This is a genomic window from Kitasatospora sp. NPDC048298 (assembly GCF_043201465.1).
GTDB lineage: Bacteria > Actinomycetota > Actinomycetes > Streptomycetales > Streptomycetaceae > Kitasatospora.
Genome location: NZ_JBICYZ010000043.1, coordinates 1 through 26,747, shown reverse-complemented (window position 1 = coordinate 26,747; position 26,747 = coordinate 1). Strand labels below are relative to the sequence as shown.

Sequence of the window (26,747 nt, the reverse complement as noted above, 5' to 3'; positions counted from 1 at the left end):
GCTCTCGCCGATGCACCGTACGGAATCGACCGGTGCGCCTTGAGCGTGCACTTCCGGGGAAATCCCGGCCACCGACTTCCGAAATCCTGTGGATAACTCGCCACTACGGAACTGCTGTCACTCGCAGGGGTGAATTTCAGCCCTCCGCGGCCGCTTCACCCCCGCTTCTTCGCGGCCATGACAACAAACCCGCTGCTCGCCGCCCCGCCGGCGCACCGCCGAACCCGCCCGGGAACACGCGGCGGAACGCGCCCCGACAGCCGTCCACGCACGTCATCCGACCGGGGCAAGCGCGATTAAGGCCCCCCACCCGCGCCGTCGCGGCACATTCTCCGTGCCGAATCCATAACGGGTGAGGAGGCAGCCCCGTAACGACTGCACAACGTCCGGCGCGGAACACTCCCAGACCGCTGCACTCACGGCCTTCACCTGCGATTATCGGACCGCTCCACCGAACCGACACACCAACGGCGGTGTCGTCACACCCGGCCGGGGAACCGGTCACCCTTATCCTGTCCCCGACAGGGCGAGGGCCCGCCACCCCCACCCCTCCCTCAGGTACGGGGCCGGTACAGCGCGCGCCCCGGCGCTCGCCAGCCCGATCCCGGCCACGGTCGCGCCCGCCAGGACGCCGCCCGTCCCGCCCCCATAGCTCAGCGGATAGAGCACCCGCCTTCTAAGCGGTAGGTCGCAGGTTCGAATCCTGCTGGGGGCACCACTCGGCAATTCCGCAGGCCAACGAGTCGGCGAACACTTTCCGTATCCGTTCCGGGCCACCCCGTAATCTCCCGCGGTGAACAAGCCGCGCACGCATCGCACAGAACTCGTGACCATGCGTGTCGGTGAGCGCCGCGAATACGCGGCCGAAAACGGGGTCAACCGGAACAACCGGAATTCCCGGCGAATCCCTCGCACGGAACGGAACGGAACAGCCCGCCCCGCTCCGCCCGCCGGGCCCGGCCTACTCCGCCAGCCCGGCCAGATAGGCGTCCAGCAGCCCCGTCTGCCGCTGCGCCGGGAACTCCTCCGGGGCGAACAGCGCCTGCACCACCAGGCCCAGCACGAAGGCCTGCGCCCCCGCCGCGAGCGCCGCCGGATCGGCCTGTGCCGGAAGCTCCCCCAGCCGCTGGGCGTCCGCGACGTGCGCCGTGAGCGCGGTGCGCGAGCGCGCGTAGCGGCCCGCGTGGGCGTCCGCCAGCTCCGGATCGGCCAGGGCGTGGTCCCAGGAGCCGACCCAGATCCGGTTGTCGGCCGCGGCCTCGGCGTCCAGCGGCAGGACGTCCAGCAGCGACGCCCGCACCCGGGCCAGCCCGGACGGCGGCGGGCCGCCGTCCGCCGGCTCGGTGCGCCGCGGCCGGGCCAGCGAGCGCCGGTCCAGCTCCTCCAGCGCGTGGCTCAGCAGCGCCCGCTTGTTCGGGAAGTAGTGCGTCAACAGCCCGGTGGAGGCGCCAAGTTCGGCGGCCACCGCACGCAGCGTCAGCCCCTCGAAGCCCCGACTGGAGAGCACGCGCCACACCCCCTCGGACACTTCGGAACGTCGGGCGTCGTGGTCTCCGCGGGCCGGTGTCATGGGGGCTATCGTACATACCAAACGTTTGTTATGAATGATCCAACCAACCTCGGCACCACCCTGAAAGGCCGCCCGTGTTTGCCGTACCGCTCACCGAGAACGCCGAACTGCGCCCGCTGGAGCCCTGGCAGGCCCCCGAGTTCCTGACCCACCTGGACCGCGCCCGCGCCCACACCGACCCGTGGATCCCCTGGGCCACCTTCTCCGTCGACCTGGACTCCGCCCGCGCCACCCTCCAGCGCTACGCCGACGGCCTGAACACCGACCAGAAGCGGATCTACGGCATCTGGCTGGACGGCACGCTGGTCGGCGGCGTGATGTTCGTGAACTTCGACGCCCGGTCCGGCGTCTGCGAGATCGGCGCCTGGACCGAGCCGGCCGGCGAGGGCCACGGGCTGGTCACCGCGGCCGTCAGGCAGCTGCTCGACTACGCCTTCGTCACCCGCGGCATGCACCGCGCCGAGTGGTGGTGCTCCTCCGTCAACGCCCGCAGCCGGGCGGTCGCCGAGCGGGTCGGCATGACCCGTGACGGCGTCCTGCGCGAATGGTTCCCGTACAACGGGGTCCGCTACGACAAGGAGATCTGGTCCATCCTGGCCTCGGAGTGGACCGGCCGGGCCTGAAGGCCTGAGGCCCGAGGATCCGACCGGGGCCCGCGGGCCCGCAGAACCGGCCGGTCCTGAGGAGCCGATCGAGTCCGGGACGCGACAGCGCGGGGCCCGGTGGACTCCCCCGTCCACCGGGCCCCGCCGCCTCGGCCGCCACCCCCGTCAGGCGGCCGGGGCCTCCTCCGTCGACCGCAGCCGCAGCGCGCACACCAGTGCCAGCGCCAGCACCCCGCCCGCCGACAGGAACACCACGTCCACCGCGTCCGTGAAGCTGCGCACCGCGTGCTCCCGCGCCGCACCGGCCAGCGCGCCGACCGCGCCGAGCGACCGCCCCGGCTCCCCCGCCGCGAAGACCCGGGACAGCACGGTGCCGAACAGCGCCGCGCCGAGCGCGCTGCCGAGGCTCTGGAAGAACCGGATGCCGGTGGTCGCCACCCCCAGCTGGTGCCGGGGCGCGGCCTCCTGCACCACCGTGATCAGCTGGCCGATCAACTGCCCCAGCCCGCAGCCCAGCAGGGCGAGTTCGGCCAGCACCGCCCACAGTCCGGTGTCCGGTCCGCTGAGGCCGAGCAGGGCGAGGGCGAGCGCCGAGCATCCCGCGCCGACCGCCGGGAACGTCCGGGTCGAGTGGCCGCGCCCGCTCAGCCGGCCGGCCACGATCCCGGACGCCGTCATCCCGGCCGCCATCGGGATCAGGTAGAGGCTGGCCGAGGTCGGGGCGACGCCCCGGGCGACCTGCAGGTAGAGCATCACGTAGACGATCGAGCCGATCATGCCCATCCCGACCAGGCCCTGGATCGCGAAGCCCAGCCGCACCGCGCGGATCCGGAACAGCGACAGCGGCAGCACCGGCTCGGCGGCGGTGGCCTGGCGCCACAGGAAGAGGCCGAACGCGCCCAGGGTCGCGGCCGCCAGCCCGAGGATCACCGGGGACGTCCAAGCGTACTCCGTGCCGCCCCACTCGGTGACCAGCAGCAGACCGACCGAGAAGGCCGCCGCGAGGGCCGCGCCGGTGAAGTCCAGGCTCCGGCGGCCGGTCGTCGACGGGACCTTGACCACCAGGGCGACGCCGACCAGGACCAGCAGCCCGAGCGGCAGGTTGAGGTAGAAGATCCACCGCCAGCCCAGGTGGTCGGTGAACAGCGCGCCGACCAGCGGCCCGACCGCCATGCCGAGGCCCGCGACGATCCCGCCCACCGCGCCGCCCTTGCCGCCGCGCTCCTCCGGCTCCTTGAACTGGGCGATGACCACCATGGTGACGCTCATCAGCCCGCCGCCGCCGATGCCCTGCACCGCCCGGAAGGCGATCAACTGGCCCATCGACTGCGCCGCCCCGCAGAGCGCCGAGCCGAGCAGGAAGGTGCCGACCGCCCCGAGCAGCACGCGCTTGGCGCCGTACACGTCGCAGAGCCTGCCGTACAGCGGCAGCAGCGCGGTCGCGGCCAGGGCGAACGCGCTGACCAGCCAGGGCAGCCGGTCGACGCCGTGGACGGGGTCGAGGTCCCGGACGATCGGCACGGTGGCCGCCGACACGATGTTCATGTCGAGCACCGCCAGCACGATCGTGACCAGGCAGAGCAGCATGCCCACCTTGCGCTGGACGGGTGTCATCAGCGCGGCGGCGGCATCGGGCGGCGCGGGTGCGGCGGTGATGGCCATGGTCAAGTCCCCCCAGGGTCCGTGGAGTTCGCGCCGGAACCGGGGTGGCCGGCGCTACGCCCTCACCATGGCAGGCTTTTTAGACTGGGTCAATTCTTCATCCAGACCAATCTTTCTGCCCGGTCAACATTTGAGCCTGGTACAGTCCCCCCATGGCGACCCACCCCGGATTCGACGCCGGCCTCGACCTCGACGCACTCCCCCTGCGGGAGCGCAAGAAGATCCAGACCGGCATCCGGCTCTGGCGCACCGCGGTCGGGCTGTTCGCCGAACGCGGCTTCGACCAGGTCTCGGTGGCCGAGATCGCGGCCGCCGCCGAGGTGTCCAAGATGACCGTCTTCAACTACTTCCCCAGCAAGGAAGACCTGGTCATGAGCCCGATGGAGCAGCACCTCGACGAGCCGGCCCGGGTGGTGCGCGAACGCGCTCCGGGCACCTCCGCCGTGGCGGCGCTGCGCGCGCACTACCTGGCCGCGCTGGAGCGGTTCGACCCCTCCACCGGGCTGAGCGACGACCCGGTCGTGCTCGACGTGGTCCGGGTGATCCACCGGACCCCGGCCCTGCTCCTGCGCGCCACCACCGGCTACGACCACCGGGCACAGGCCCTGCTGACGGCCGAGCTGCTGGCGCAGGACCCGGCCGGCGAGGAACTCACCGCCAGGATCGCCGCCGCCCAACTGCTCGCCGCCCAACTGACCCTGACCGGCGAGAACCAGCGCCGGATGCTGGCCGGCGGGCGCGCCGCGGACGCCCTGCCCGCGGCCCTCGACCAGGCCCGCCGCGCCTTCGCCCTGATCGAACACGGCCTCGGCGACTACGGCTCCGGCGCCGCCTGAGAGAGTTGGCGCACCACGACCGACCGGAGGTGCGCATGGACCAGCCGCTGCTCACGCGGGACCGCTCCGCCCTGCCCGCGCAGGCCGAGGGCCTCAACGCGTACGTCGGCGAGGACGGCGTCGCGGTACTGGAGTTCGCCCGCCCGCACCGCCGCAACGCGGTGACCCTGGCGATCTGGCAGGCGCTGCCCAAGGTGCTCGAGCAGCTGGCCGACGACGAGGGCGTGCGCGTCCTGCTGCTCACCGGCGCCGGCAACACCTTCAGCGCGGGCGCGGACATCGCCGAACTCTCCGAGGTGTACGGCGATCCGGACCGCGCGGAGGCCTACCACGCGACCAACGTCGCCGCCGAGGAGGCGCTGGCGGCCTTCCCGCACCCGACCCTCGCCGTGGTGCACGGCGCCTGCGTCGGCGGCGGCTGCCAACTGGCCGTCGCCTGCGACCTGCGCTTCGTCGCCGAGGACGCCCGGCTCGGGATCACCCCGGCCAAGCTCGGCGTGGTCTACTCGGCGGTGCCGACCGTACGGCTGTCCCGGCTGATCGGCCCGGCCCGGGCCAAGTACCTGCTGTTCTCGGGCGAGTTGGTGACCGGCCGGGACGCCCTGCCGCTGGGCCTGGCCGAACGCGTCCTGCCGGACGCCGAACTGGACGCCGCCGCCCTGGACTTCGCCCGGCTGCTGACCCGCCGCTCGACCCACACCATCGGCGCGGCCAAGGCCGTCCTGGACGCCCCGCCCGAGCGGGCCGACGAGGTCCTGGCCCCCTGGCTGCTCCGCTCCCGGGAGGGCTCGGACGTCCGCGAGGGCCTGGCCGCCTTCCTGGAGGGCCGCCCCGCCCGCTTCTGAGCCCCGCCCGCCCCTGAGGGCTCGGGCCGCACCCCACGACCCATACGATCATCCGACCGAGACCCGCCCACCCCCACACGCCCCCGGAGCACCACCCCGATGACGACCGAGGCCGAGGCCGCGCCCGCCCCCACCAGCCGGACGATCTGGGCCCGCCGGATCACCGACGGCCTGGAGCCGAAGAACGTGATCCTCGCGCTGCTCCCGCTGCTGGGCGGCCTGCGCTACGGCTGGCCGGGCATCGGCTGGGCGCTGTTCGCCGTCCTGTTCGCCGCCGTCGTCCCGACCCTGATCATCCGGTACGGCATGCGCAAGGGCACCGTGACGGACCGCCACGTCGGCCGGCGGCAGCGCCGGCTGACCGTCTTCCCGCTCATCATGGCCTCGGTGCTGCTCGGCTTCGCGGTGATGATCGCGCTGGACGCCCCGACCGACCTGACCGCGCTGGTGCTGGCGATGTTCGCCTCGCTGGTCCCGATCCTGGTGATCACCGCCTGGTGGAAGGTCTCCGTGCACACCGCCGTGGCCACCGGCGCGGTGGTCTGCCTCGCCGTCGCGCTCGGCCCGCTCTGGCTGCTGCTCGGCCCGCTGGTCCCGGTGATCGGCTGGTCCCGGGTGGTGCTGCGGGACCACACCACCGCGCAGACCGTCGTCGGCGCGGTGGTGGGCGCGGTCACCGCCGGGCTCACCTTCTGGCTGGCCCGCTGAGTCAGCGGATCGGCACCCCCGAGATCGCCCGGGCGATCACCAGTCGCTGGATCTCGCTGGTCCCCTCGAAGATCGAGTAGATCGCGCTGTCCCGGTGCATCCGCTCCACCGGGTACTCGCGGGTGAAGCCGTTGCCGCCGAGGATCTGCATCGCCTGCGCGGTCACGTACTTGGCGGTCTCGCCCGCGTACAGCTTGGACATCGAGCCCTCGGCCGCGGTGAACGGCTGGTTGTTGACGGCCATCCAGGAGGCCCGCCAGACCAGCAGCCGGGCCGCGTCGATCCGGGTCCGCATGTCGGCGAGCTGGAAGGCCACGCCCTGGTTGTCGATGATCGGCCGGCCGAACTGCTCCCGGGTCTTCGCGTAGTCCAGCGCCACCTCGTACGCGGCCCGGGCGATGCCGATCGCCTGCGCGCCGACGGCCGGGCGGGAGGCCTCGAAGGTGGCCATCGCCGCGTTGCCCCTGCCGCCCGGGCGCTTGACGCCCTCGCGGGCCCGGGCGAGGCGCTCGTCCAGCTTCTCCTTGCCGCCGAGCAGGCAGCTGCCGGGCACCCGGACGCCGTCCAGTACCACCTCGGCGGTGTGCGAGGCGCGGATGCCGTGCTTCTTGAACTTCTGGCCCTGGCTCAGCCCCGGGGTGCCCGGCGGGACGACGAAGGAGGCCTGGCCCTTCGCGCCGAGCTCCGGGTCGACGGTGGCGACCACCACGTGGACGGCGGCGATCCCGCCGTTGGTGGCCCAGGTCTTGGTGCCGTCGAGCACCCACTCGTCCTTGGCCTCGTCGTACACCGCCCGGGTGCGCAGCGCCGAGACGTCGGAGCCGGCGTCCGGCTCGGAGGAGCAGAAGGCGGCCACCTTGACGTCCTCGGGGGTGCCGAACATCTGCGGGGTCCAGGTGCCGATCTGCTCGTCGGTGCCGTTGGCCAGCACCGCGACGGCGGCCAGGGTGGTGCCGACGATGGACAGCCCGATGCCCGCGTCGCCCCAGAACAGCTCCTCCATGGCGATCGGGATGCCGACGCCGGAGGGGTCGAAGTACTGCTGGGCGTAGAAGTCCAGCGAGTAGATGCCCAGCTTGGCGGCCTCCTGGATGACCGGCCAGGGGGTCTCCTCGCGCTCGTCCCACTCGGCCGCGGCCGGGCGCATCACGTCGGCGGCGAAGCCGTGCAGCCAGTCGCGTACAGCGAGCTGGTCCGCGCCCGGATCCAGCGAGAACGTGCTGCTCATGGTGCTTGCCTCCGAAGACGTGTGCGGCCGACCGGGGTGTTACCTCGGGTAACATCGTCGGAGTCTGCTACTGATTGGTAACCGGTGTCAACGCCCAGGCAGACCCCGCCCGAACCCGACCCGAGGAGCAGCGCATGTCCCGAGAGCCCCGCCGCGAGCAGCTGCTCAACGCCGCCGACCGGGTCATCCAACGCGAGGGGCCGGGCGCCAGCATGAACGCCATCGCCGCCGAGGCCGGCATCACCAAGCCGATCCTCTACCGCCACTTCGGCGACCGGAACGGCCTGATCAGAGCCCTGACCGAACGCCACACCGGCGGCCTGCTGGCCGCCGTCCGGGCCGCCCTCGCCGAACCGCTGGAGCGCCGCGACCGGGTCGAGCACGTCCTGGACACCTACCTCGCCGGGATCGAGGCCCGCCCCCAGGTCTACCGGCTGCTCACCCACCCCGAGCCGGGCGACCCGAGCGGCGCCGGCAACGCGCTCGCCCCCGCGCTCCGGCAGATCGCCGAGGAGATCACCCGGGCCGTGCAGAGCCAGGTCGACCTCGGCGCCGACCGCGACCTGCTCGCCGAGGCCTGGGGCCGGGGCATCACCGGCATGGTGCTGGCCGCCGGGGACTGGTGGCTGGAGAGCAAGCCCTGCTCACGCACCCGGATGGTGCAGGCCCTGGCCGACCTGCTCTGGGGCCGGCTGGCCGCCGCCGCGGACCTGCCGACCGCCGTCCTGCCGCCCGCGCCGGAACCGTCCGCCGGCTGAACCGTCCGCCGGCTGAACCGTCCGCCGACCGACACGTCCGCCGACCGTTGCGCCCGCCGGCCAGAGCACCCGCGGACCGCACCCTCCGCCGACTGAACTCTTGTGCGGCACACGACAGTCCGGGCATCATCGGGCCCCACCCCCACCCCCGCCGTGCGAGGTCCCCGATGCGCCTGCGCCGCACCGTCGTCGCCCTGCTGCTCGCCGCCACCGCCGCCCTCACCGCCGTCCCGGCCTCGGCCCACGACGGGCCGCCGGACCGATTCCCCACCGGCACCGTCACCGCCGCCGACGGCCGCACCTCCCTCACCGACGCCCAGGGCCGCCACCTGCGGCTGCGCGGCTTCAACCTCGACAAGTACGCCGAGGCCACCCCGGCCGACCTCGACTCCGTCGCCGCCCAGGGCTTCACCCTGGTCCGGCTGCCGGTCTCCTGGACCAGGCTGGAACCCCGGCGCGGCCACCTCGACGCCACCGAGCTGCGCCGCCTCCAGCGGCTCCTCGACCGGGCCGACCGACTCGGCCTGCTGGTCCTGGTCGACTTCCACCAGGACGTCTACGGGCCCAAGTTCGTCGGCGGCAACAACGGCGTCCCCGCCTGGGCCACCCGGGACGACGACCTGCCCTTCACCCCGGACCCGGACGACTGGTTCGCCGGCTACTTCCAGCCCGCCGTCCAGGCCGCCTTCCGGCACCTCTACGACGACCCCGACCTGCGCGCCTGGCAGGCCGACTTCTACACCCGACTCGCCCGCGAACTGCGCGGCCACCGCTCGCTGTTGGGCTACGACCTGTTCAACGAGCCGTTCGGCCCGGTGGACGGCGACCCGACCGACCCGGCCGTGCTGGCCGCCTCCGCCGCCGCCCTGGAGCAGGGCCGGCTCGCCGACATGTACCGCCGCCTGATCGCCGCCGTGCGCCGGTCCGACTCCCGCGCCTGGCTGTTCGTGGAACCCACCGTGCTGGTCGGCCAGGGCGTGCCCACCCGGCTGCCCGGCTTCGCCGACCCGCGCCCCGGCGCACCCCGGCTCGGCTACGCGCCGCACTTCTACGACACCGCGGTCGAGGGCGGCGCCGACTGGGATCCGACCGGCGGCTTCGTCGAGCGGTACACCGCCGCGATCACCGACTACCCGGCCGCCCACCGCCTGCCCGTCCTGGTCGGCGAGTGGGGCCCGCCGAACTCCCGCACCCCGGGCAACGCCGAGCTGGTCCGCCGTCAGGTCGCCGCGATGGACGGCTTCGCCGAGGGCTGGACGATGTGGTACTGGTGCCGGGGCGCCGGCGGCTACTGCGCGCTCGACCCGGCCGGACGCCCCGCCCCCGGCGACGAGCCCGCCTTCGGCCCGTACCCGGTGGCCGTCGCGGGCACGGACGTCCGGACGGCCGCCACCGGCGTGAGCTGGCGCGCCGACGGCACCGGACGCGGCAGCGAACTCCTGCTTCCCCCGGCCGCGTTCCCGCACGGGGCCGCGGTCACCGTCGCCCCGGCCGGCGCCCGGGTCGAGGTCGAGCAGCCGACGGGCGGGCACGCGGGAACCGTACGCATCCGGCTCCCGCACGCCCGCCCGGGCACGACCGTGACGGTCACGCTCACCGCGCGGTGAGCCGCCCGGCGAGCAACCCGGTGAGCGTCGTGGCCGGGCCGCTCACGCCAGCCCCCGGCGGGCCAGCAGCGGCCCGGTCTCCGGCGCCCGCCCGACCACCGCACGGAAGGACTCCAGCGGGTCCCGGCTGAACCCGCGCGACAGCAGCTCGCGGCGGAACAGCTCGCCGCTCTCCCGCACCGGGCGGCCGTTGGTCTCGAACCACTGCACGGTGTCGGCGTCCAGCACCTCCGACCAGATGTACGCGTAGTACGCCGCGCTGTAGCCGCTGGCGAAGATGTGCTGGAAGTACGCCGTCCGGTAGCGCGGCGGGATCGCGTCCACCGCGATCCCGGCCGCGGCGAGCGCCCGCGCCTCGAACTCCTCGGCGTCCGCGATCTCCGTGCCCCGCGGCACGGTGTGCCACGCCCAGTCCAGCAGCGTGGCCGCCAGGTACTCCACCGTCCGGAAGCCCTGACCGAAGCCCTCGGCCGCCGTCATCCGCTCGACCAGCTCGGCCGGCAGCGCCTCCCCGGTCGCGTGGTGGCGGGCGTAGTTGGCCAGCACCTCCGGCCGGACCATCCACATCTCGTTGACCTGCGAGGGGAACTCGACGAAGTCCCGGGGCACCGAGGTGCCCCAGAACAGCGGGTAGCGCACGTCCGAGAACAGCCCGTGCAGCGCGTGCCCGAACTCGTGGAACAGCGTGCGCACCTCGTCCCAGTCCATCAGCGCCGGCTCGCCGGGCGCCGGACGCGGGATGTTCAGGTTGTTCAGCACCACCGGCCGCCGCCCGGTCAGCCCGGACTGGGCGACCAGCTCGGACATCCACGCGCCGCCGCGCTTGGACGCCCGGGCGTGGAAGTCGCCGACGAACAGGCCCAGCGGGCTTCCGTCCTCCTCGAACACCTCGAAGACCCGGGCGTCCGGGTGGTGCGCCATCAGGTCCGGCCGCTCCGTGAAGCTCACCCCGTACGCCAGGTTCGCGGCGAAGAACACGCCGTCCCGCAGCACCCGCTCCAGCTCGAAGTACGGGCGCAGCACCGCCGCGTCCACCTGGTAGGAGCTCTGCCGGACCTTCTCCGAGTAGTACGCCCAGTCGTGCGCGGCAATCTCCCCGATCCCGTCCGCGGCAGCCTCCCTGGCCAGCTCCCCGGCCTCCCGGCGGGCCATCGCCACGGCCGGGCCGACCAGTCGGGACAGCAGCCCGGAGACCGCCTCGACGGTGCCGGCCGTCTCGTCCGCCACCACGTACGAGGCGTGGCTCGGGTGCCCCAGCAGCGCGGCCCGCTCGGCGCGCAACGCGGCCGTCCGGATCGCCAGCGGGCCGTTGACGTCGAGGCCCCGGCCGAGCGAGGCGGCCAGCAGCCGCTCGCGCACCGAGCGGTCGGTGAGCTGGGCCAACTCGGCCTGGCCGGAGGTGTTCCGCACGCTCAGCACGTACTTCCCGGGGTGGCCGAGCACCCGGGCGTTCTCCGCGGCGCCGGCGATCGCGCCCTCGGACAGCCCGGCCAGCTCCTCGGCGGAGTCCAGCACCAGCGCGGCGGAGCGGGTGACGGCGTTCACGTTCTGCTGGAACGTGGTCCCGAGCGCGGCGAGTTCGGCGTTCAGCTCGCGCAGCCGGGCCTGCTCGGCCGCGCCCAGGCGGGCGCCGGACCGCACGAAGGCGGTGTACCGGCGCTCCAGCAGGCGCAGCGACTCCGGGTCCAGGCCGAGCCCGGCGCGCTCCTCGTACAACGCCTCGATCCGGGCGAACAGCGCGAGGTCCAGGTGGATCGCGTCGTGGTGGGCGGCGAGCAGCGGGCTCACCTTCGCCTCCACCTCGTCCAGCACGTCGGTGGTGTCCGAGGAGGACTGGTTGAGGAACACCGCGTCGACCCGGCGCAGCAGCTCCCCGGAGCGCTCCAGGGCCACCAGGGTGTTCTCGAAGGTCGGCAGGCTCCGGTCGGCGGTGATCGCCGCGATCTCGACCAGCTGCTCGGCCATGCCCCGCTCGTACGCGGGCAGGTAGTGCTCCTCGCGGATCTCGGCGAACGGCGGGAGTTCGTAGACCAGCGGGCTGGCCTGGAAGAACGGGTTCTCGGTCATTTCGCGACCATACGCCGTGTCACCCGCCCCGCTCATGCGCTTTACCACCCACCGCGGACGACCACCCGTCGGCCCTGCCGCACCCGCCTGTCACACCCGCCCGCCGACCCCCGCCGAACCCGCCTGCCGCCCGTTGTCGGACCCACCCGTTAACGTCGACGGCGCGGACCCGTCGGTCGCGGGCCGCGGCGCGCCCCGCCCGCGGGCTCGCACCCCGTCCCGTCCCCGTCCCCGCACGCCCGACCGCGCGCCGGAGAGGAGCAGCCCCCGTGGCACCCAGGACCGCCCTCGCGCCCGATCCGCACGGCCCCGGCGGCAGGCTCCAGCCGCTGGACGACGCGGGCGCCCCGCTCGGCCCGCCGGAGGCCGTGCGCGACCTCGCCGCCGCCGTCGCCGCCCGGGAGGCCGCCGAGCGTCCGCGCTGGGTCTGGGCCGCGGCCGACTCGGCGTACGCCCCGCTGCTGCCGCACCTGCCCGACCGGCTCGCCCGCTGCCACGACCTCCGGCTGGTCGAGGCGCTGCTGCTGGCGCACGAGGGCCGCTTCGGCGCGCCCCGCTCGCTCGGCGCGGCCTGGGCCCGGCTGCGCGGCCTGCCCGTCCCCGACGACCTGCCCGAGCCCGGCCTGGCCGACGCGGACGACGGCCAGGACAGCCTGTTCGCCCCCGACCGGCTGCAACTGCCGCCCGGCGCCGACCCACTGGCGGCCGTGGTCGCCGTCCACGCCGAACAGCAGCGCCGGATCACCGCCCTCACCGACCCGGCCGCCCGGCAGCGGTTCCGGCTGCTGGTCGCCGCCGAGTCGGCCGGCGCCCTGGTGGCCGCCGAGATGGCCCACGACGGGCTGCCCTGGCGGGCCGACGTCCACGACCGGCTGCTGACCGAGCTGCTCGGCCCCCGCCCGAACGTCTCCGGCACCCAGCCCAGGCTCCTCGCCGAACTCGCCGTCGAACTCCACCAGGCCCTCGGCGCCAAGCCGTTCAACCCCGACTCGCACGCCCAGGTGCTGCGCGCCTTCGCCGAGGCGGGCCTCCAGCTCGGCTCCACCCGCTCCTGGGAGCTCAAGGGCCTCGACCACCCGGCCGCGCGGCTGATGATCCGCTACAAGGAGCTGTCCCGGATCCACGTCGCCCACGGCTGGGCCTGGCAGGACGCCTGGGCCCGCGGCGGCAGGTTCCGGCCCGAGTACGTGGTCGGCGGCGTGGTCTCCGGCCGCTGGGCCAGCCGCGGCGGCGGCGCCCTGCAGATCCCGCGCATCCTGCGCGGCGCCGTGGTCGCCGACCCGGGCTGGCACCTGGTCGTCGCCGACGCCGCCCAGCTGGAGCCGCGGGTGCTGGCCGCGCTCTCCCAGGACGCCGGGCTGGCCCGCACCGCCGCCGGCGGCGACCTGTACGAGGCACTCGCCGCCCACGCCTTCCAGGGCGACCGCGAGAAGGCCAAGCTCGGCCTGCTCGGCGCCATGTACGGGCAGACCAGCGGCGACATCGGCCCGCTGCTGAACACCCTGCACCGCCGCTACCCGGCCGCGATGGGCTACGTCGAGGCCGCCGCCCGCACCGGAGAGGACGGCGGCGTGGTCGCCTCCCGGCTCGGCCGGGTCTGCCCGCCGGCCTCCGCGGACTTCCTCGACCTCACCGAGGGCGAGACGGCGGGCGAGGCCGGCGGTCGCACCGCCCGCGCCCGTGGCCGCTTCACCCGCAACTTCGTCATCCAGGCCAGTGCCGCCGACTGGGCGCTCGCCCTGCTCGCGGCGCTGCGTCGCCGACTGAACGCACTGCCGGTGCCCAGCCCGGCGGACCGCCCGCACCTGGTGTTCTTCCAGCACGACGAGGTGATCGTGCACACCCCGGCCAACCTCGCCGACGAGGTGGCCTCCGCCATCGCCGAGGCGGCCGAGGAGGCCCGCCGGCTGGTGTTCGGCGACACCCCGGTGCGCTTCCCGCTCAGCACGGCGGTGGTGGACTGCTACGCCGACGCCAAGTGACCGGAGCTTCCTGAGGGGCTTCCCGCGGGGGCTCCCATCCGGGCTTCCTTCGGCGCTTCCTTCGGCGCTTCCTTCCGGGGCCCCTCCGCGCCGCCCGGAGCTCAGAGCTTCCGGAACCCGCGCGCGTCCTCGGCCGCCGCGACCACCTCGGCCAGCCCGGCCCCGGTCGAGGCGGTGACGGCGGCGGCCACCGCACCCTCCACGAATGGCGCGTCGGCCAGCCTCACGCCCGGGCGCGGCTCGTCCTCCAGCACCGTGACGGCGGTGAGCACCGAGCTGCCGAGGTCCGGCAGCACGACCACGCCCGCCCCGGCGTCGGCCCGCGCGATCGCCGCCGCGATCAGGTCGTAGCTGGTGCCGAGCCCGCCGTCCTCGGTGCCGCCCGCGACGACCACCCGCACGCCGTCCGAGGCGAGTTCGCCGAGCAGCTCGCGCAACCCCTCCGCGAGCCGGGCGCTGTGCGAGACCAGAACAATGCCCACGTTCTCACTCATGCGGCCGACCCTACGGCCGGAACCCGCTGCTCCGGGAGAGTGGTCGGAATCCCGCGTGTCGCACCCCGTGCCCACCACCCCCGTCTGGCGTAGCGTCGGGGCGACGGCGTCGACTGCCGTGGCGTCCCCGCCCAGGTCACCCAGGTCACCAAGGGAGCGAAGAGCGTTGAAGAAGCTGATCAACACCCCGGAAGGCGTCCTGGAGGACGCGCTGGCCGGAATCGCCGCCGCCCATCCGGAGCTGGCGGTGGACATCCCCAACCGGGTGATCACCAGGGCCGCCCGCCCGGCCGCCGCCAAGGTCGCGCTGATCTCCGGCGGCGGCTCCGGCCACGAGCCGCTGCACGGCGGCTTCGTCGGCCCCGGCATGCTCGACGCCGCCTGCCCCGGCGAGGTGTTCACCTCGCCCGTCCCGGACCAGATGCTGGCCGCCGCCAAGGCCGTGGAGACCGGCGCCGGCGTGGTCTTCATCGTGAAGAACTACACCGGCGACGTGATGAACTTCGAGCTCGCCGCCGAACTCGCCGCCGAGGAGGGGCTGGAGGTCCGCACCGTCCTGGTCAACGACGACGTCGCGGTCGAGGACTCCACCTGGACGGCCGGGCGCCGGGGCACCGGCGCGACCGTCCTGGTCGAGAAGACCGCCGGCGCGCTGGCCGAGCGCGGCGCCCCGCTGGACGAGGTGGCCGCCCTGGGCGAGCGGGTCAACGCCGCCTCCCGCTCCTTCGCGATCGCGCTCACCGCGGCCACCGTCCCGGCGGCCGGCAAGCCCGGCTTCGACCTGCCCGAGGACGAGGTCGAGGTCGGCGTCGGCATCCACGGCGAGCCCGGCCGCCGGCGCGAGAAGCTCCGCCCGGCCCGCGAACTCGCCGCCGAGGTGGTCGAGACCATCCTGACCGACCACCACCTGACCCCGGGCGACGAGGTGATCGCCCTGCTCAACGGCCTCGGCGGGACCCCGCTGCTGGAGCTGTACGTGGTCTACGGCGAGGTCGCCGCCAGACTCGCCGAGCGCGGCATCACGGTGGCCCGCAGCCTGGTCGGCAACTACGTCACCAGCCTGGACATGGCCGGCTTCTCGCTCACCCTCACCAAGGCCGACGCCCAGCTGCTCGAACTCTGGGACGCCCCGGTCGACACCCCCGCCCTCAAGCGGGCGTAGGGCGTGTCCGATCAATTCGCCCCAGCCCCGAGCCACACCGAAGGAGACCCGATGGACTTCGACACCGCCCTGGCCGAGGCCTGGATCCGCGCGATCGCCGCGGCCGTCGAGAAGGAGCGCTCCCGGCTCACCGAGCTGGACTCGGCGATCGGCGACGGCGACCACGGCAGCAACCTCCAGCGCGGCTTCGCCGCCGCCCTGACCGCCCTGGACGGCCTCCAACCGGCCGGCCCCGGCGCCGTCCTCACCAAGACCGGCACCACGCTCATCTCCAAGGTCGGCGGCGCCTCCGGCCCGCTCTACGGCAAGGCCTTCCGCGCGATGGGCGCCGCCCTGCCCGAACCGGCCGGCCCGGCCGCGGTCGCCGAGGCCCTGTCGGCCGGCCTGGACGCCGTCCGCCTCCTCGGCAAGGCCGAACCCGGCGACAAGACCATCGTGGACGCCTGGACCCCGGCCGTCGCCGCCTTCCGCGCCGCGGCCGGCGCTGGCCTCCCCGCGGCGGCGTCGGCGGCCGCCGACGCCGCCGAGCAGGGCGCCCTCGACACCGTCCCGCTCCGGGCCCGCAAGGGCCGCGCCTCCTACCTCGGCGACCGCAGCATCGGCCACCAGGATCCGGGCGCCACCTCCACGGCCCTCGTCTTCCGCACCCTCGCCGACATCACCGCCACCTGAGCCCCCCGTTCCTCCTCGCCCGGTTCCCCGAGCGCTCCCCTCCCGGCCCGCGCTCTCGGGCAGATCCCGGGCCCTTTCCCTTCCTGTTCCCCCCGCAGTTCCCCGAGCCCCGGCAGGGGCGCGGGGAACTGCGCGAAGCGGAAGGCCCCCACCCGCACCGCGCCCCGAACCCTCGAACCCCGAACCCCCGAACCCCCGAACCCCCGGCCCCCGCGGAGCGCCCCTCACCCGTCCGTCCGCGCGATCAGCAGCAGCAGGGCGTCGTCCCGCAGTTCCCCGCCCGTGTGCGCCAGCAGGTCCGCGTAGACCCGCCCCACCGCCGCCTCCAGCTCCCCCGCCGAGCGCGCGGCTCCCCGCACCAGCGGCCCGACCCGCTCCGCCAACGGGTAGAACTCCCCGTTCGTCCGGTGCCGCGCCTCGATTACCCCGTCCGTGCAGAGCACCAGCACGTCCTCCGCACCGAACGGCTGCCCCCAGGTCGTCGGTTCCCCCGCCGCCAGTCGGCCGAGCCCCAGCGGCACCCAGGGGTCGGGCGCGTGCAGCACGTGCGCCCGCCCGTCGCCGTCCACCCGGATCGGCGGCACGTGCCCGTACTGCAGCAGCTCCATCGCCCCCGGCGTCCGGAACTCCGCGAACAGCGCCGTGGTGAACTCCCCGTCCGGCACATGCCGTTCGACGCTGGCCTCGATCCGCGCGGCGACGCCCCGCAGCCCGGCCTCGTCGTACGCCGCCTCGCGGAACGCTCCCAGCACCACGGCCGCGGTCTGCACCGCCGCCAACCCCTTGCCACGGACGTCCCCGACCGCGACCCGGGTGCCGTGCGGGGTCTCCAGCACCGAGTACAGGTCCCCGCCGATCCGTGAGGCGTCCGCCGCCGACACGTACCGCACCGCGAGCCGCAGCGGTCCGACGGCCGGCCCCGGCAGTTGCAGCAGCGCCCGCTGGGCGGCCTCGGCGACGGAGCTGACGGCCGCGAAGGCCGCCGCCCGCCGCATCCGGATCTTGGCGACCCAGGCCGAGAACAGCGTCAGCACGACGTAGCTGACCATCGCCCCGTACAGGAAGCGGGCGTCGTTGATGTTGTCGACCTCGTCGTGGTGGCTGAGCCCGAACACCGTGACCAGCCCGAGGGAGCAGACCAGGAGCAGTTCGCGGGGTTTCAGGGTCAGCGCCGCGACGGTCGGCACCACGGTCATCAGCGGGGCGAGGTAGCGGTCCTTGCCGGAGAGGAAGTCCGCGAGCCCGACCAGCAGGACGGCGATCAGTGCCGGGGTGGCGCGTCGCCAGAACGGCACGTCCTGGAGGTCGGCGGCGAGCAGGGCGCCGCGCTGCCGGTCCGGCGGCAGTCCGGCTGCCGTGGGAGCCGAGGGAGACTGGGCGCGGCGGAGCGGAAACACATACCGAACATAAGGGACGATCACGGGCGAGGCCCTACCGGCCCGTCCCCCGCACCGCGGGACATCCCACCCCACCCCGCCCGGAAATACCCTGGAGGGGTATGGTGTCGGTAGCAGAGTCGTTGTCGGCGCCGCATCCCGGGCAGCACCCGGGCCGCCCTGACCTCCCGGAGGCCTCCATGTCCAGCACCATCACCTACACCGTGTCCGGCATGAGCTGCGGCCACTGCGAGAAGGCGATCAGCGAGGAGGTCTCCGCCCTGGCCGGGGTCACCGAGGTCGCCGCCGACGCCACGGCCGGAACCGTGACGATCTCCTCCGCCGCCCCGTTGGACGACGAGCAGGTGCGCGCCGCGATCGACGAGGCCGGCTACGAGCTGGTCGGCCGCAGCGCCTGAACCCCCCGGCACGGCGGGGGCCTCGAACCGCTCCCGCCGTCCGCCCGACCAAGGAGCTGATCCGCATGAGCACGTCCGCCCCGGACCTCGGGGCCCGGGACCGGGTCGAGCTGTCGATCGGCGGGATGACCTGCGCCTCCTGCGCGGCCCGGATCGAGAAGAAGCTCAACCGGATGGACGGCGTCGAGGCCACCGTCAACTTCGCCACCGAGAAGGCCCGGGTCGACTTCGGCCCCGGCACCACGGTCGAGGAGCTGATCGCCACCGTCGAGCGCACCGGCTACACCGCCGAACTCCCGCCGCCCCCGGCCCCGGCCGCCCCCGAGCCCGGACCCGAGCCCGAGCCCGCCGACCCTCTGCGTGACCGGCTGCTGATCAGCGCCGTCCTCAGCCTCCCGGTCGTCCTGCTGTCGATGGTCCCGGCCCTCCAGTTCACCAACTGGCAGTGGCTGGCCTTCGCCCTCACCGGCCCGGTCGTGGTCTACGGCGGCCTGCCCTTCCACCGCGCCGCCTGGACCAACCTGCGGCACGGCGCCGCCACCATGGACACCCTGGTCTCGCTCGGCACCCTGGCCGCCTTCGGCTGGTCCTGCTGGGCGCTGTTCTGGGGCCACGCCGGCCGGCCCGGGATGCGCCACGAGTTCTCACCGTCCGTCGGCGACACCGATCCCTCCTCCTCGCTCTACCTGGAGACCGCCGCCGCCGTCACCGTGCTGATCCTGCTCGGCCGCTGGCTGGAGGCCCGTTCCAAGCGCCGGGCCGGCGCCGCCCTGCGCGCCCTGCTCGACCTCGGTGCCAAGGACGTCGCGGTACTCCGGGCCGGGCGGGAGGTACGGCTGCCGGTGGACCGGCTGACGGTCGGCACCCGCTTCGTGGTCCGCCCCGGCGAGAAGATCGCCACCGACGGCACGGTGGTCGAGGGCGCCTCGGCGGTGGACGCCTCGATGCTGACCGGCGAGTCCGTCCCGGTCGAGGTCACCGTCGGCGACGCCGTCACCGGCGCCACCGTCAACGCGGGCGGCCGGCTGGTGGTCGAGGCCACCCGGGTCGGCGCGGACACCCGGCTGGCCCGGATGGCCAAGCTGGTCGAGGAGGCCCAGAACGGCAAGGCCGCCGCCCAGCGGCTGGCCGACCGGATCTCCGCCGTCTTCGTCCCGGTCGTCATCCTGATCGCCCTGGCCACCCTGGTGGTCTGGTTGCTGACCACCGACAGCCCCACCGAGGCCTTCACCGCGGCCGTCGCCGTACTGATCATCGCCTGCCCGTGCGCCCTGGGCCTGGCCACCCCGACCGCGCTGATGGTCGGCACCGGCCGCGGCGCCCAGCTCGGCATCCTGATCAAGGGCCCCGAGGTGCTGGAGACCACCCGCACGGTGGACACCGTCGTCCTGGACAAGACCGGCACCGTCACCACCGGCCGGATGGCCCTGGTCGCGGTGCACACCGCCGAGGGCGTGAACGAGGCCGAGGCGCTGCGCCTGGCCGGCGCCGTCGAGCACGCCTCCGAGCACCCGATCGCCCGGGCGGTCGCCGAGGCCGCGGCCGAGGCCGGCGAACTGCCCGCCGTCGCGGACTTCCGCAACGTGCCCGGACGGGGCGTGGAGGGGGTCGTGGCGGGCCGCGCGGTCGTCGCCGGGCACGAGGCCCTGCTGGCCGACCGCGCCCTGCACCTGCCGCCCTCCCTGGCCCGCGCCAAGGCCGCCGCCGAGGCGGCCGGCCGCACCGTGATCGCGGTCGGCTGGGACGGCGAGGCCCGGGCCGTGCTGGAGGTCGCCGACGCGGTCAAGCCGACCAGTGCCGAGGCCGTCGACAGGCTGCGGGCACTGGGCCTGACCCCGGTGCTGCTCACCGGCGACAACCGGGCGGTGGCCGGGGCCGTGGCGGCCGAGGTGGGCATCGCGCCGGAGCACGTGATCGCCGAGGTGCTCCCCGAGGACAAGGTCGCCACCGTCAGGCGGCTGCAGGCCGAGGGCAGGGTCGTGGCGATGGTCGGCGACGGCGTCAACGACGCGGCCGCGCTCGCCCAGGCCGACCTGGGCCTGGCGATGGGCACCGGCACCGACGCCGCCATCGAGGCCGGCGACCTCACCCTGGTCCGCGGCGACCTCCGCTCGGCGGCCGACGCGATCCGGCTCTCCCGCCGCACCCTGGGCACCATCAAGGGCAACCTGTTCTGGGCCTTCGGCTACAACGTGGCGGCGATCCCGCTGGCCGCGGCCGGCCTGCTCAGTCCGGTGATCGCCGGGGCCGCGATGGCCTTCTCCTCGGTCTTCGTGGTCACCAACAGCCTGCGGCTGCGCCGCTTCCGGCCCGCCTGAGCCCGGACACCCCGACCGGGACACCCCGACCGCACGCGCGAGGGCCCCGGACCGACACCGGTCCGGGGCCCTCGGGTCTGTCCGGGCTCGTCTCAACGCCCCAGCAGCTCGCCGCCGTTGCAGTGCAGGATCTCGCCGGTGATGAACCCGGCCTCGGGCGAGGCCAGGAAGTACACCGCCGCCGCGACCTCACCGGTCTCGCCGATCCGGCCGAGCAGGGTGCGGGCGGACCGGCGGGCGACCTCGGCCTCGTCCAGCCGCGGCCCGAAGAACTCGGTGCCCGCGACGGTGCCCGGCGCGACGATGTTGGCGGTGATGCCCGACGTGCCCAACTGGGCGGCCAGGAAGTGGTTCCAGGCGTGCAGCGAGGCCTTCGCCGCGCCGTACGAACCGGCCCCGCGCAGGGCGGCGATGGAGCTGATGGTGACCACGCGGCCGGAGCCCGGGGTGAGCCGGTCGCGGACCGACTCGGTGAGCAGCACCACGGTGAGCACGTTGCGCTCGAAGTCGCCGCGCCAGCGCGCCAGCAGGGCGTGCGGGCCGCCGCCGACCACGGTCTCCCGGCTGCCGGCGTTGTTGATCAGGACGTCGATCCGCTCGGGCAGATCGGCGAGCGCGGCCTCGACGGCGTCCGGGTCGGCGAGGTCGCACACCAGCGGGGTGACGTTCGGCCCGAGGTCGGCCGCGGCCTTCTCCAGGACCTCCCGGCGGCGGCCCACGATCACCACGCGGTCGCCGGCCTCGACGAACCGACGCGCGACTTCGTACCCGATTCCCGTGCCACCACCGGTGACGACGACGTTCCTGGCCATCAGCCCACTCCCTCCCCAGTTCCGCCGTCGCGTGGCGAATGGCGCGACGGTCCGTACCGGAATGCCACGATTCCTATCACGCTCGGTTGCCGTGACTGCGGGGAGGGTGACGTCCCACCCGTGTGAACGTGTGATATGGGCGAGGTACGACGCGCACACGGAGCGTGGCGAGAGGCAGCTCACACCCCCGGGGCGTAACTTCTCGCACCCTGATACGTCTTAGGTTGGTAGTGCGGCAGTTTTTCCGATGGGCGGGGACACGCTGAACGGCATCGTGTCCCCGCGCTTCCAGCGGCTGTCGCCGACGGGGCTCCGGCGGGCCCCGGGAACGGTCGTCGGCTCTCGACGGCCTTCGCGCACGACGCCGGGGTTCTGGCGGGCCTGGGACGCTTTGAGCGGCCGTCCCCGGCTGCGGCCGGCCCCGGAGTCGTGCGCCGTACGGTTCCGTCTCCGCGCGGGCCCTCGGGCGCGCCACCGGGACGCGAAGGGGCCCGACCGCTCAGGCAGCGGTCGGGCCCCTTTCAGCTTCCGCGCGGGCCGGTGGTCGGCTCCGCTCCGGTCAGCGGGCGTCCAGCGGGACGTAGTCGCGGATCGCGGTGCCGGTGTAGATCTGGCGCGGGCGGCCGATCCGGCTGGTCGGGTCGTTGATCATCTCGTGCCAGTGGGCGATCCAGCCCGGCAGCCGGCCGAGCGCGAACAGCACGGTGAACATGCTGGTCGGGAAGCCCATGGCGCGGTAGATCAGACCCGTGTAGAAGTCCACGTTCGGGTACAGCTTGCGCGAGATGAAGAAGTCGTCCTTGAGGGCGTGCTCCTCCAGCTTGAGCGCGATGTCCAGCAGCTCGTCGTTCTTGCCGAGCTGGCCGAGGACCTCGTGCGCGAGCAGCTTGACCTGGGCGGCGCGCGGGTCGAAGGCCTTGTAGACCCGGTGACCGAAGCCCATCAGCTTGACGCCGGCTTCCTTGTTCTTCACCTTCGTGATGAAGGCGTCGACGTCGCCGCCGTCCTTCTGGATGCTCTCCAGCATCTCCAGCACGGCCTGGTTGGCGCCGCCGTGCAGCGGGCCCCACAGGGCCGAGATGCCGGCCGAGATCGAGGCGAACAGGTTGGCGTGGCTGGAGCCGACCAGGCGCACGGTGGAGGTCGAGCAGTTCTGCTCGTGGTCCGCGTGCAGGATGAGCAGCTTGTCCAGCGCGTTGACGATGACCGGGTTGAGCTCGTAGTCCTCGGCGGGGACGGCGAAGGTCATCCGCAGGAAGTTCTCGACGTAGCTCAGGTCGTTGCGCGGGTAGACGAAGGGCTGGCCCATCGCCTTCTTGTACGCGTACGCGGCGATCGTCGGCAGCTTGGCGAGCAGGCGCACGGTCGACAGGTGGCGCTGGGCCGCGTCGAACGGGTTGTGGCTCTCCGGGTAGAACGTGGACAGCGCGCCGACCACCGAGGACAGCATGGCCATCGGGTGGGCGTCCCGCGGGAAGCCCTGGAAGAAGCGCTTGACGTCCTCGTGCAGCAGGGTGTGCTGGGTGATCTCGCGGTTGAACTCCGCCAGCTGGTCCGCGTTCGGCAGCTCACCGTTGATCAGGAGGTACGCGGTCTCGATGAAGCCGCCATCGGAGGCGAGCTGCTCGATCGGGTAGCCGCGGTACCGCAGGATGCCGTTGTCGCCGTCCACGAAGGTGATCGCGGACTTGTACGCGGCGGTGTTACCGAAGCCGTTGTCCAGGGTGACCAGGCCGGTCTGCGGGAGCAGCTTCGAGATGTCGAAGCCGGAGTTGCCCGCAGTGCTCTCGACGACGGGGTACTCGTACTCGCCGTCCTGGTACCGCAGTACTACCGAGTTGTCGCTCACGTCTTCCTCACCGACGAAATGAATCCTCTTCCAAGGTGCCCTGACTGTCTCCACCATCCCCCATCCGGAGGACAGTCGCGCACCCGGGGTGGCCCGAAAGGGCCCGCCCCTACAAAACCTGCCGCCGCAGCCGGTACGAACCGGACAAGATCGGCACCACCCTAGGCTCTGCCGTAAATCTCTTCACGTCAAGAGAACATTAGAGGCAACCATCCCGTTGGATAATCATCCAGTAGACAGCCGATGATCGAGCGCGGTGTGCCTCCGACCTGCGCTGACGGCCCGAACGGCCTGTCCGATCGCCTTGCGTGACCCCACCAGCACCACCAGTTTCCTCGCCCTGGTCACAGCGGTGTAGAGCAGGTTCCGCTGGAGCATCGTCCAAGCGGACATGGTGACCGGAATCACCACCACCGGGTACTCGCTGCCCTGCGAGCGGTGGATCGTCACCGCGTACGCGTGGGCCAGCTCGTCCAGTTCGTCGAACTCGTACACCACCTCCTCGTCCTCGTCGGTGAGCACCGTCAACCGCTGGTCGTCCACGCTGAGGGCGGTCACCACTCCCACTGTGCCGTTGAAGACGCCGTTCCGCCCCTTGTCGTAGTTGTTGCGGATCTGGGTGACCTTGTCCCCCACCCTGAACGTGCGGCCGCCGAAGCGGCGCTCGGCCAGCCCCTCCCGGGCCGGCGTCACCGCCGCCTGGAGCAGGGTGTTCAGGTTCCCCGCGCCGGCCGGGCCGCGGTGCATCGGGGCCAGCACCTGCACGTCCCGGCGCGGGTCGAAGCCGAACTTCTGCGGGATCCGGCGCGCCACCACGTCCACCGTCAGCCCGGCCGCCCGCTCCGCGTCGTCCTCGGCGAACAGGAAGAAGTCCGCCAGTCCGTCCGTCAGCGGCGGCCTGCCCTCGTTGATCCGGTGCGCGTTGGTCACCACGCCGGACTGCTGCGCCTGCCGGAAGATCCTGGTCAGCCGCACCGACGGGATCGGCCCGCCCTCGGCCAGCAGGTCCCGCAGCACCTCCCCGGCACCCACCGAGGGCAACTGGTCCACGTCCCCCACGAACAGCAGGTGGGCACCCGGCGGCACCGCCTTGACCAGCTTGTTCGCCAGGATCAGGTCCAGCATCGAGGCCTCGTCGACCACCACCAGGTCCGCGTCCAGCGGCCGGTCCCGGTCGTAGGCGGCGTCCCCGCCGGGCTTCAGCTCCAGCAGCCGGTGCACCGTCGAGGCCTCCACCCCGGTCAGCTCCGCCAGCCGCTTCGCCGCCCGGCCGGTCGGCGCCGCCAGCACCACCTTGGCGCGCTTCGCCAACGCCAGCGTCACGATCGACTTCACCGTGAACGACTTGCCGCAGCCCGGACCGCCCGTCAGCACCGCGACCCGCTCCGTCAACGCCAGCCGCACCGACTGCTCCTGCTCCGGCGCCAGCTCCGCCCCGGTGCGCTTCGCCAGCCAGTCCAGCGCCACCGGCCAGTCCACGTTCCCGAACCACGGCATCCGGTCCTCGTCCGAACGCAGCAGCCGCAGCAACTGGTTGGCGAGCGAGATCTCCGCCCGGTGGAACGGCACCAGGTACACCGCGGTGACCGGCTCGCCACCCTCCCCCGGGACCGCCTCGCGCACCACCCCCTCGGCCGCCACCAGCTCCGCCAGGCAGTCGATCACCAGCCCGACGTCCACCTGGAGCAGCTTCACGCCGTCCGCGATCAGCCGCTCCTCCGGCAGGAAGCAGTGCCCCTGGTCGGTGCTCTGCGACAGCGCGTACTGCAGGCCGGCCTTCACCCGCTCCGGGCTGTCGTGCGGGATGCCCACCGCCTGGGCGATCCGGTCCGCCGTCAGGAAGCCGATGCCCCAGACGTCCGAGGCCAGCCGGTACGGCTCGTTCCTCACCACACCGATCGAGCCGTCGCCGTACTGCTTGTAGATTCGCACAGCCAGCGAGGTGGACACCCCGACCCCCTGCAGGAAGACCATCACCTCCTTGATGGCCTTCTGCTCCTCCCAGGCCGCCGCGATCTTCTTCGTCCGCTTCGGCCCCAGCCCCGGCACCTCGATCAGCCGGCCCGGCTCGTTCTCGATCACCTCCAGGGTGTCCACCCCGAAGCGCTCCACGATCCGCTCGGCGAACCGCGGCCCGATCCCCTTGATCAGCCCCGAACCCAGGTACCGCTGGATCCCCTGGACGGTCGCGGGCAGCACCGTGGTGTAGTTCTCCACCGTGAACTGCCGCCCGTACTGCGGGTGCGAGCCCCACCGCCCGTGCAGCCGCAGCGACTCGCCGACCTGCGCCCCCAGCAGCGCGCCCACCACCGTCAGCAGGTCGTTCCCGCCCCGGCCGGTGTCCACCCGGGCCACCGTGTAACCGGTCTCCTCGTTGGCGTAGGTGATCCGCTCCAGCACGCCCTCGACCTGCGCCAGCTGGCGCGGCACCTGCTGCCCGGACTGCGACGCCTGCTTGCTCACCGGACCCCCTTCGACCGGTACGGGTGGATCATTCCGCTACGCACCGTACCGCCCTGCCCCGACAGCCCCGGAACCGTTGCTGCCGTGCAGCGCCCCGGCCGAGGTGCCAAGGTGGGAGGAACCGAGGGGGACCGCCGTCGACCGCGCCCGCCCGCGCCCCGTCCGAGGAGCAGTGCCGCCATGCTCAACACCGACTTCCGCCCCGGTTCCCCGGACTGGCTCGACCTGAGCAGTCCCGACACCCGGGCGTCCGTCGACTTCTACACCGCGCTGTTCGGATGGACCTTCGACTCGGCCGGCCCCGAGGCCGGCGGCTACGGCTTCTTCCAGCTCGACGGCCGGACCGTCGCCGCCCTCGGCCCGGTCGCCGAGGACGGCGCCCCTCCCGGCTGGACGATCTACTTCGCCACCGAGAACGCCGACCACACCACCGCCCTGGTCGAACAGTCCGGCGGCCGCGTCCGGTTCGCCCCCTTCGACGTCTTCACCGCGGGCCGGATGGCCGGCTACACCGACCCGACCGGAGCGGACTTCGCGGTCTGGCAGCCGCACGACACCCGCGGCCTGGACCTCGTCACCGAGGAGGGCAGCCTCTGCTGGGCCGAGTGCTACAGCGTCGACGCCGAACGCGCCAAGTCCTTCTACCGGGCCGTCTTCGAGTGGCAGGAGCAGGACGTCCCGCTCGGCGAGGTGATGTACACCGTCCTCACCCCGGCCGGCGGCGGCACGGACGACGCCCACGGCGGCATCATGCAGCTCGGTCCCGAGCACACCGCGCGCGGCACCACCTCGCACTGGCTCCCCTACTTCGAGGTCCCCAACACCGACGCCAGCCTCGCCATCGCCGCCACCCTCGGCGCGACCGTACGGATCCCGGCCATGGACGTGCACGGCGTCGGCCGGCTGGCCCAGCTGGTCGACCCCCACGGCGCCGTCTTCGCCGTCATCACCAGCGCCAAGCCCGGCGACTGACGCCAACGGGGTCCCACGACCCTTCAGACGGGCCGTGAAGGGGTGCTACGGGCGTAGACAAGGCTGGGCGGGGCACGCGGTGCCTCCGGTGCCCTGATCGCGGCTGACGCGGCCGTCTGGCGAATCGATCGAATCCGTCGGCCCGTCAGATCCGTTGAATCCCTCGAACCCATCGAGCCCGTCGAGTCCGTCGAGTCCGGTTTCCGGGAAATGCGAAAAGCCCCTGATCCGAATGGATCAGGGGCTTTTCAGAAGAATTGTTCGGCGGCGTCCTACTCTCCCACAGGGTCCCCCCTGCAGTACCATCGGCGCTGTGAGGCTTAGCTTCCGGGTTCGGAATGT

The 26,747-nt window shown here is 73.4% G+C and carries 21 protein-coding genes, 1 tRNA gene and 1 rRNA gene; 13 read left to right on the top strand and 10 right to left on the bottom strand.

All coding sequences use genetic code 11. The features are described 5' to 3' along the window. Positions 1-642: 642 nt before the first annotated feature. A tRNA-Arg gene (locus ACGF0D_RS27965) sits at positions 643-718 on the top strand. 243 nt (positions 719-961) lie between these two features. On the opposite strand, the gene ACGF0D_RS27960 is transcribed toward ACGF0D_RS27965, so the two are convergent. Continuing rightward, positions 962-1,570, bottom strand: coding sequence for a TetR/AcrR family transcriptional regulator (locus ACGF0D_RS27960; RefSeq protein ID WP_392920872.1), 609 nt, complete (start codon positions 1,568-1,570; stop codon positions 962-964). Positions 1,571-1,644: 74 nt separating this feature from the next. Between ACGF0D_RS27960 and ACGF0D_RS27955 the strand changes: the two genes are divergently transcribed. After that, entirely contained in the window at positions 1,645-2,193 is a 549-nt protein-coding gene (locus ACGF0D_RS27955) for a GNAT family N-acetyltransferase (RefSeq protein ID WP_392878781.1), read from the top strand. 147 nt (positions 2,194-2,340) lie between these two features. On the opposite strand, the gene ACGF0D_RS27950 is transcribed toward ACGF0D_RS27955, so the two are convergent. Beyond that, a complete protein-coding gene (locus tag ACGF0D_RS27950) occupies positions 2,341-3,837 on the bottom strand; it encodes an MFS transporter (protein WP_392878783.1) in 1,497 nt (498 codons plus the stop codon). A 152-nt stretch (positions 3,838-3,989) separates the two neighbouring features. On the opposite strand from ACGF0D_RS27950, the gene ACGF0D_RS27945 reads away from it, so the two are divergent. From ACGF0D_RS27945 to ACGF0D_RS27935, 3 genes are all read left to right on the top strand, one after another. Continuing rightward, positions 3,990-4,673, top strand: coding sequence for a TetR family transcriptional regulator (locus ACGF0D_RS27945; protein ID WP_392920869.1), 684 nt, complete (start codon positions 3,990-3,992; stop codon positions 4,671-4,673). A 35-nt stretch (positions 4,674-4,708) separates the two neighbouring features. Then, positions 4,709-5,518, top strand: coding sequence for an enoyl-CoA hydratase/isomerase family protein (locus tag ACGF0D_RS27940; protein WP_392920866.1), 810 nt, complete (start codon positions 4,709-4,711; stop codon positions 5,516-5,518). Between the two features lie 99 nt (positions 5,519-5,617). Beyond that, a complete protein-coding gene (locus ACGF0D_RS27935; protein ID WP_392878790.1) occupies positions 5,618-6,226 on the top strand; it encodes a hypothetical protein in 609 nt (202 codons plus the stop codon). A gap of 1 nt (position 6,227) precedes the next feature. Here ACGF0D_RS27935 and ACGF0D_RS27930 read toward each other — a convergent pair whose 3' ends face one another. Continuing rightward, positions 6,228-7,454 (bottom strand): acyl-CoA dehydrogenase family protein, encoded by a 1,227-nt coding sequence (locus tag ACGF0D_RS27930; RefSeq protein ID WP_392920863.1) that lies wholly within the window; start codon positions 7,452-7,454, stop codon positions 6,228-6,230. Between the two features lie 134 nt (positions 7,455-7,588). Here ACGF0D_RS27930 and ACGF0D_RS27925 point away from each other — a divergent pair, with 134 nt between their 5' ends. Both ACGF0D_RS27925 and ACGF0D_RS27920 read left to right on the top strand, forming a co-directional pair. Further along, complete coding sequence (locus tag ACGF0D_RS27925; RefSeq protein ID WP_392878796.1) at positions 7,589-8,212, top strand: TetR family transcriptional regulator; 624 nt, start codon at positions 7,589-7,591, stop codon at positions 8,210-8,212. Between the two features lie 167 nt (positions 8,213-8,379). After that, positions 8,380-9,819: a cellulase family glycosylhydrolase gene (locus tag ACGF0D_RS27920; RefSeq protein ID WP_392920860.1), complete on the top strand. Its 1,440-nt coding sequence runs from the start codon at positions 8,380-8,382 to the stop codon at positions 9,817-9,819. Between the two features lie 42 nt (positions 9,820-9,861). Here the strand turns inward: ACGF0D_RS27920 and ACGF0D_RS27915 are convergent, their stop codons facing one another. Further along, entirely contained in the window at positions 9,862-11,886 is a 2,025-nt protein-coding gene (locus ACGF0D_RS27915; RefSeq protein WP_392878802.1) for a M3 family metallopeptidase, read from the bottom strand. Between the two features lie 269 nt (positions 11,887-12,155). On the opposite strand from ACGF0D_RS27915, the gene ACGF0D_RS27910 reads away from it, so the two are divergent. Beyond that, a complete protein-coding gene (locus ACGF0D_RS27910) occupies positions 12,156-13,868 on the top strand; it encodes a bifunctional 3'-5' exonuclease/DNA polymerase (protein ID WP_392920858.1) in 1,713 nt (570 codons plus the stop codon). Positions 13,869-13,969: 101 nt separating this feature from the next. On the opposite strand, the gene dhaM is transcribed toward ACGF0D_RS27910, so the two are convergent. Next, a complete protein-coding gene (gene dhaM, locus ACGF0D_RS27905; RefSeq protein WP_392878808.1) occupies positions 13,970-14,362 on the bottom strand; it encodes a dihydroxyacetone kinase phosphoryl donor subunit DhaM in 393 nt (130 codons plus the stop codon). Between the two features lie 166 nt (positions 14,363-14,528). On the opposite strand from dhaM, the gene dhaK reads away from it, so the two are divergent. Further along, positions 14,529-15,524, top strand: a complete 996-nt coding sequence (dhaK, locus tag ACGF0D_RS27900; RefSeq protein WP_392920855.1) for a dihydroxyacetone kinase subunit DhaK — start codon at positions 14,529-14,531, stop codon at positions 15,522-15,524. Between the two features lie 51 nt (positions 15,525-15,575). Further along, positions 15,576-16,196: a dihydroxyacetone kinase subunit DhaL gene (dhaL, locus tag ACGF0D_RS27895; RefSeq protein WP_392878812.1), complete on the top strand. Its 621-nt coding sequence runs from the start codon at positions 15,576-15,578 to the stop codon at positions 16,194-16,196. A gap of 224 nt (positions 16,197-16,420) precedes the next feature. On the opposite strand, the gene ACGF0D_RS27890 is transcribed toward dhaL, so the two are convergent. Next, positions 16,421-17,593 (bottom strand): PP2C family protein-serine/threonine phosphatase, encoded by a 1,173-nt coding sequence (locus ACGF0D_RS27890; RefSeq protein ID WP_392878814.1) that lies wholly within the window; start codon positions 17,591-17,593, stop codon positions 16,421-16,423. A gap of 179 nt (positions 17,594-17,772) precedes the next feature. Between ACGF0D_RS27890 and ACGF0D_RS27885 the strand changes: the two genes are divergently transcribed. After that, on the top strand, positions 17,773-17,991 hold the full coding sequence (locus ACGF0D_RS27885) for a heavy-metal-associated domain-containing protein (protein ID WP_387757800.1): 219 nt from the start codon (positions 17,773-17,775) through the stop codon (positions 17,989-17,991). A 65-nt stretch (positions 17,992-18,056) separates the two neighbouring features. Next, positions 18,057-20,309 (top strand): heavy metal translocating P-type ATPase, encoded by a 2,253-nt coding sequence (locus ACGF0D_RS27880; protein ID WP_392920852.1) that lies wholly within the window; start codon positions 18,057-18,059, stop codon positions 20,307-20,309. A gap of 92 nt (positions 20,310-20,401) precedes the next feature. Here the strand turns inward: ACGF0D_RS27880 and ACGF0D_RS27875 are convergent, their stop codons facing one another. From ACGF0D_RS27875 to ACGF0D_RS27865, 3 genes are all read right to left on the bottom strand, one after another. Then, on the bottom strand, positions 20,402-21,121 hold the full coding sequence (locus tag ACGF0D_RS27875; protein WP_392878817.1) for an SDR family NAD(P)-dependent oxidoreductase: 720 nt from the start codon (positions 21,119-21,121) through the stop codon (positions 20,402-20,404). A gap of 559 nt (positions 21,122-21,680) precedes the next feature. Continuing rightward, positions 21,681-22,970 (bottom strand): citrate synthase, encoded by a 1,290-nt coding sequence (locus ACGF0D_RS27870; protein ID WP_359830231.1) that lies wholly within the window; start codon positions 22,968-22,970, stop codon positions 21,681-21,683. 225 nt (positions 22,971-23,195) lie between these two features. Continuing rightward, complete coding sequence (locus ACGF0D_RS27865; RefSeq protein ID WP_392920848.1) at positions 23,196-25,433, bottom strand: ATP-dependent RecD-like DNA helicase; 2,238 nt, start codon at positions 25,431-25,433, stop codon at positions 23,196-23,198. A 180-nt stretch (positions 25,434-25,613) separates the two neighbouring features. Between ACGF0D_RS27865 and ACGF0D_RS27860 the strand changes: the two genes are divergently transcribed. Beyond that, complete coding sequence (locus ACGF0D_RS27860) at positions 25,614-26,405, top strand: VOC family protein (protein ID WP_392878823.1); 792 nt, start codon at positions 25,614-25,616, stop codon at positions 26,403-26,405. A gap of 259 nt (positions 26,406-26,664) precedes the next feature. Here ACGF0D_RS27860 and rrf read toward each other — a convergent pair. Beyond that, positions 26,665-26,747, bottom strand: a 5S ribosomal RNA gene (gene rrf, locus ACGF0D_RS27855); the annotation flags it as partial.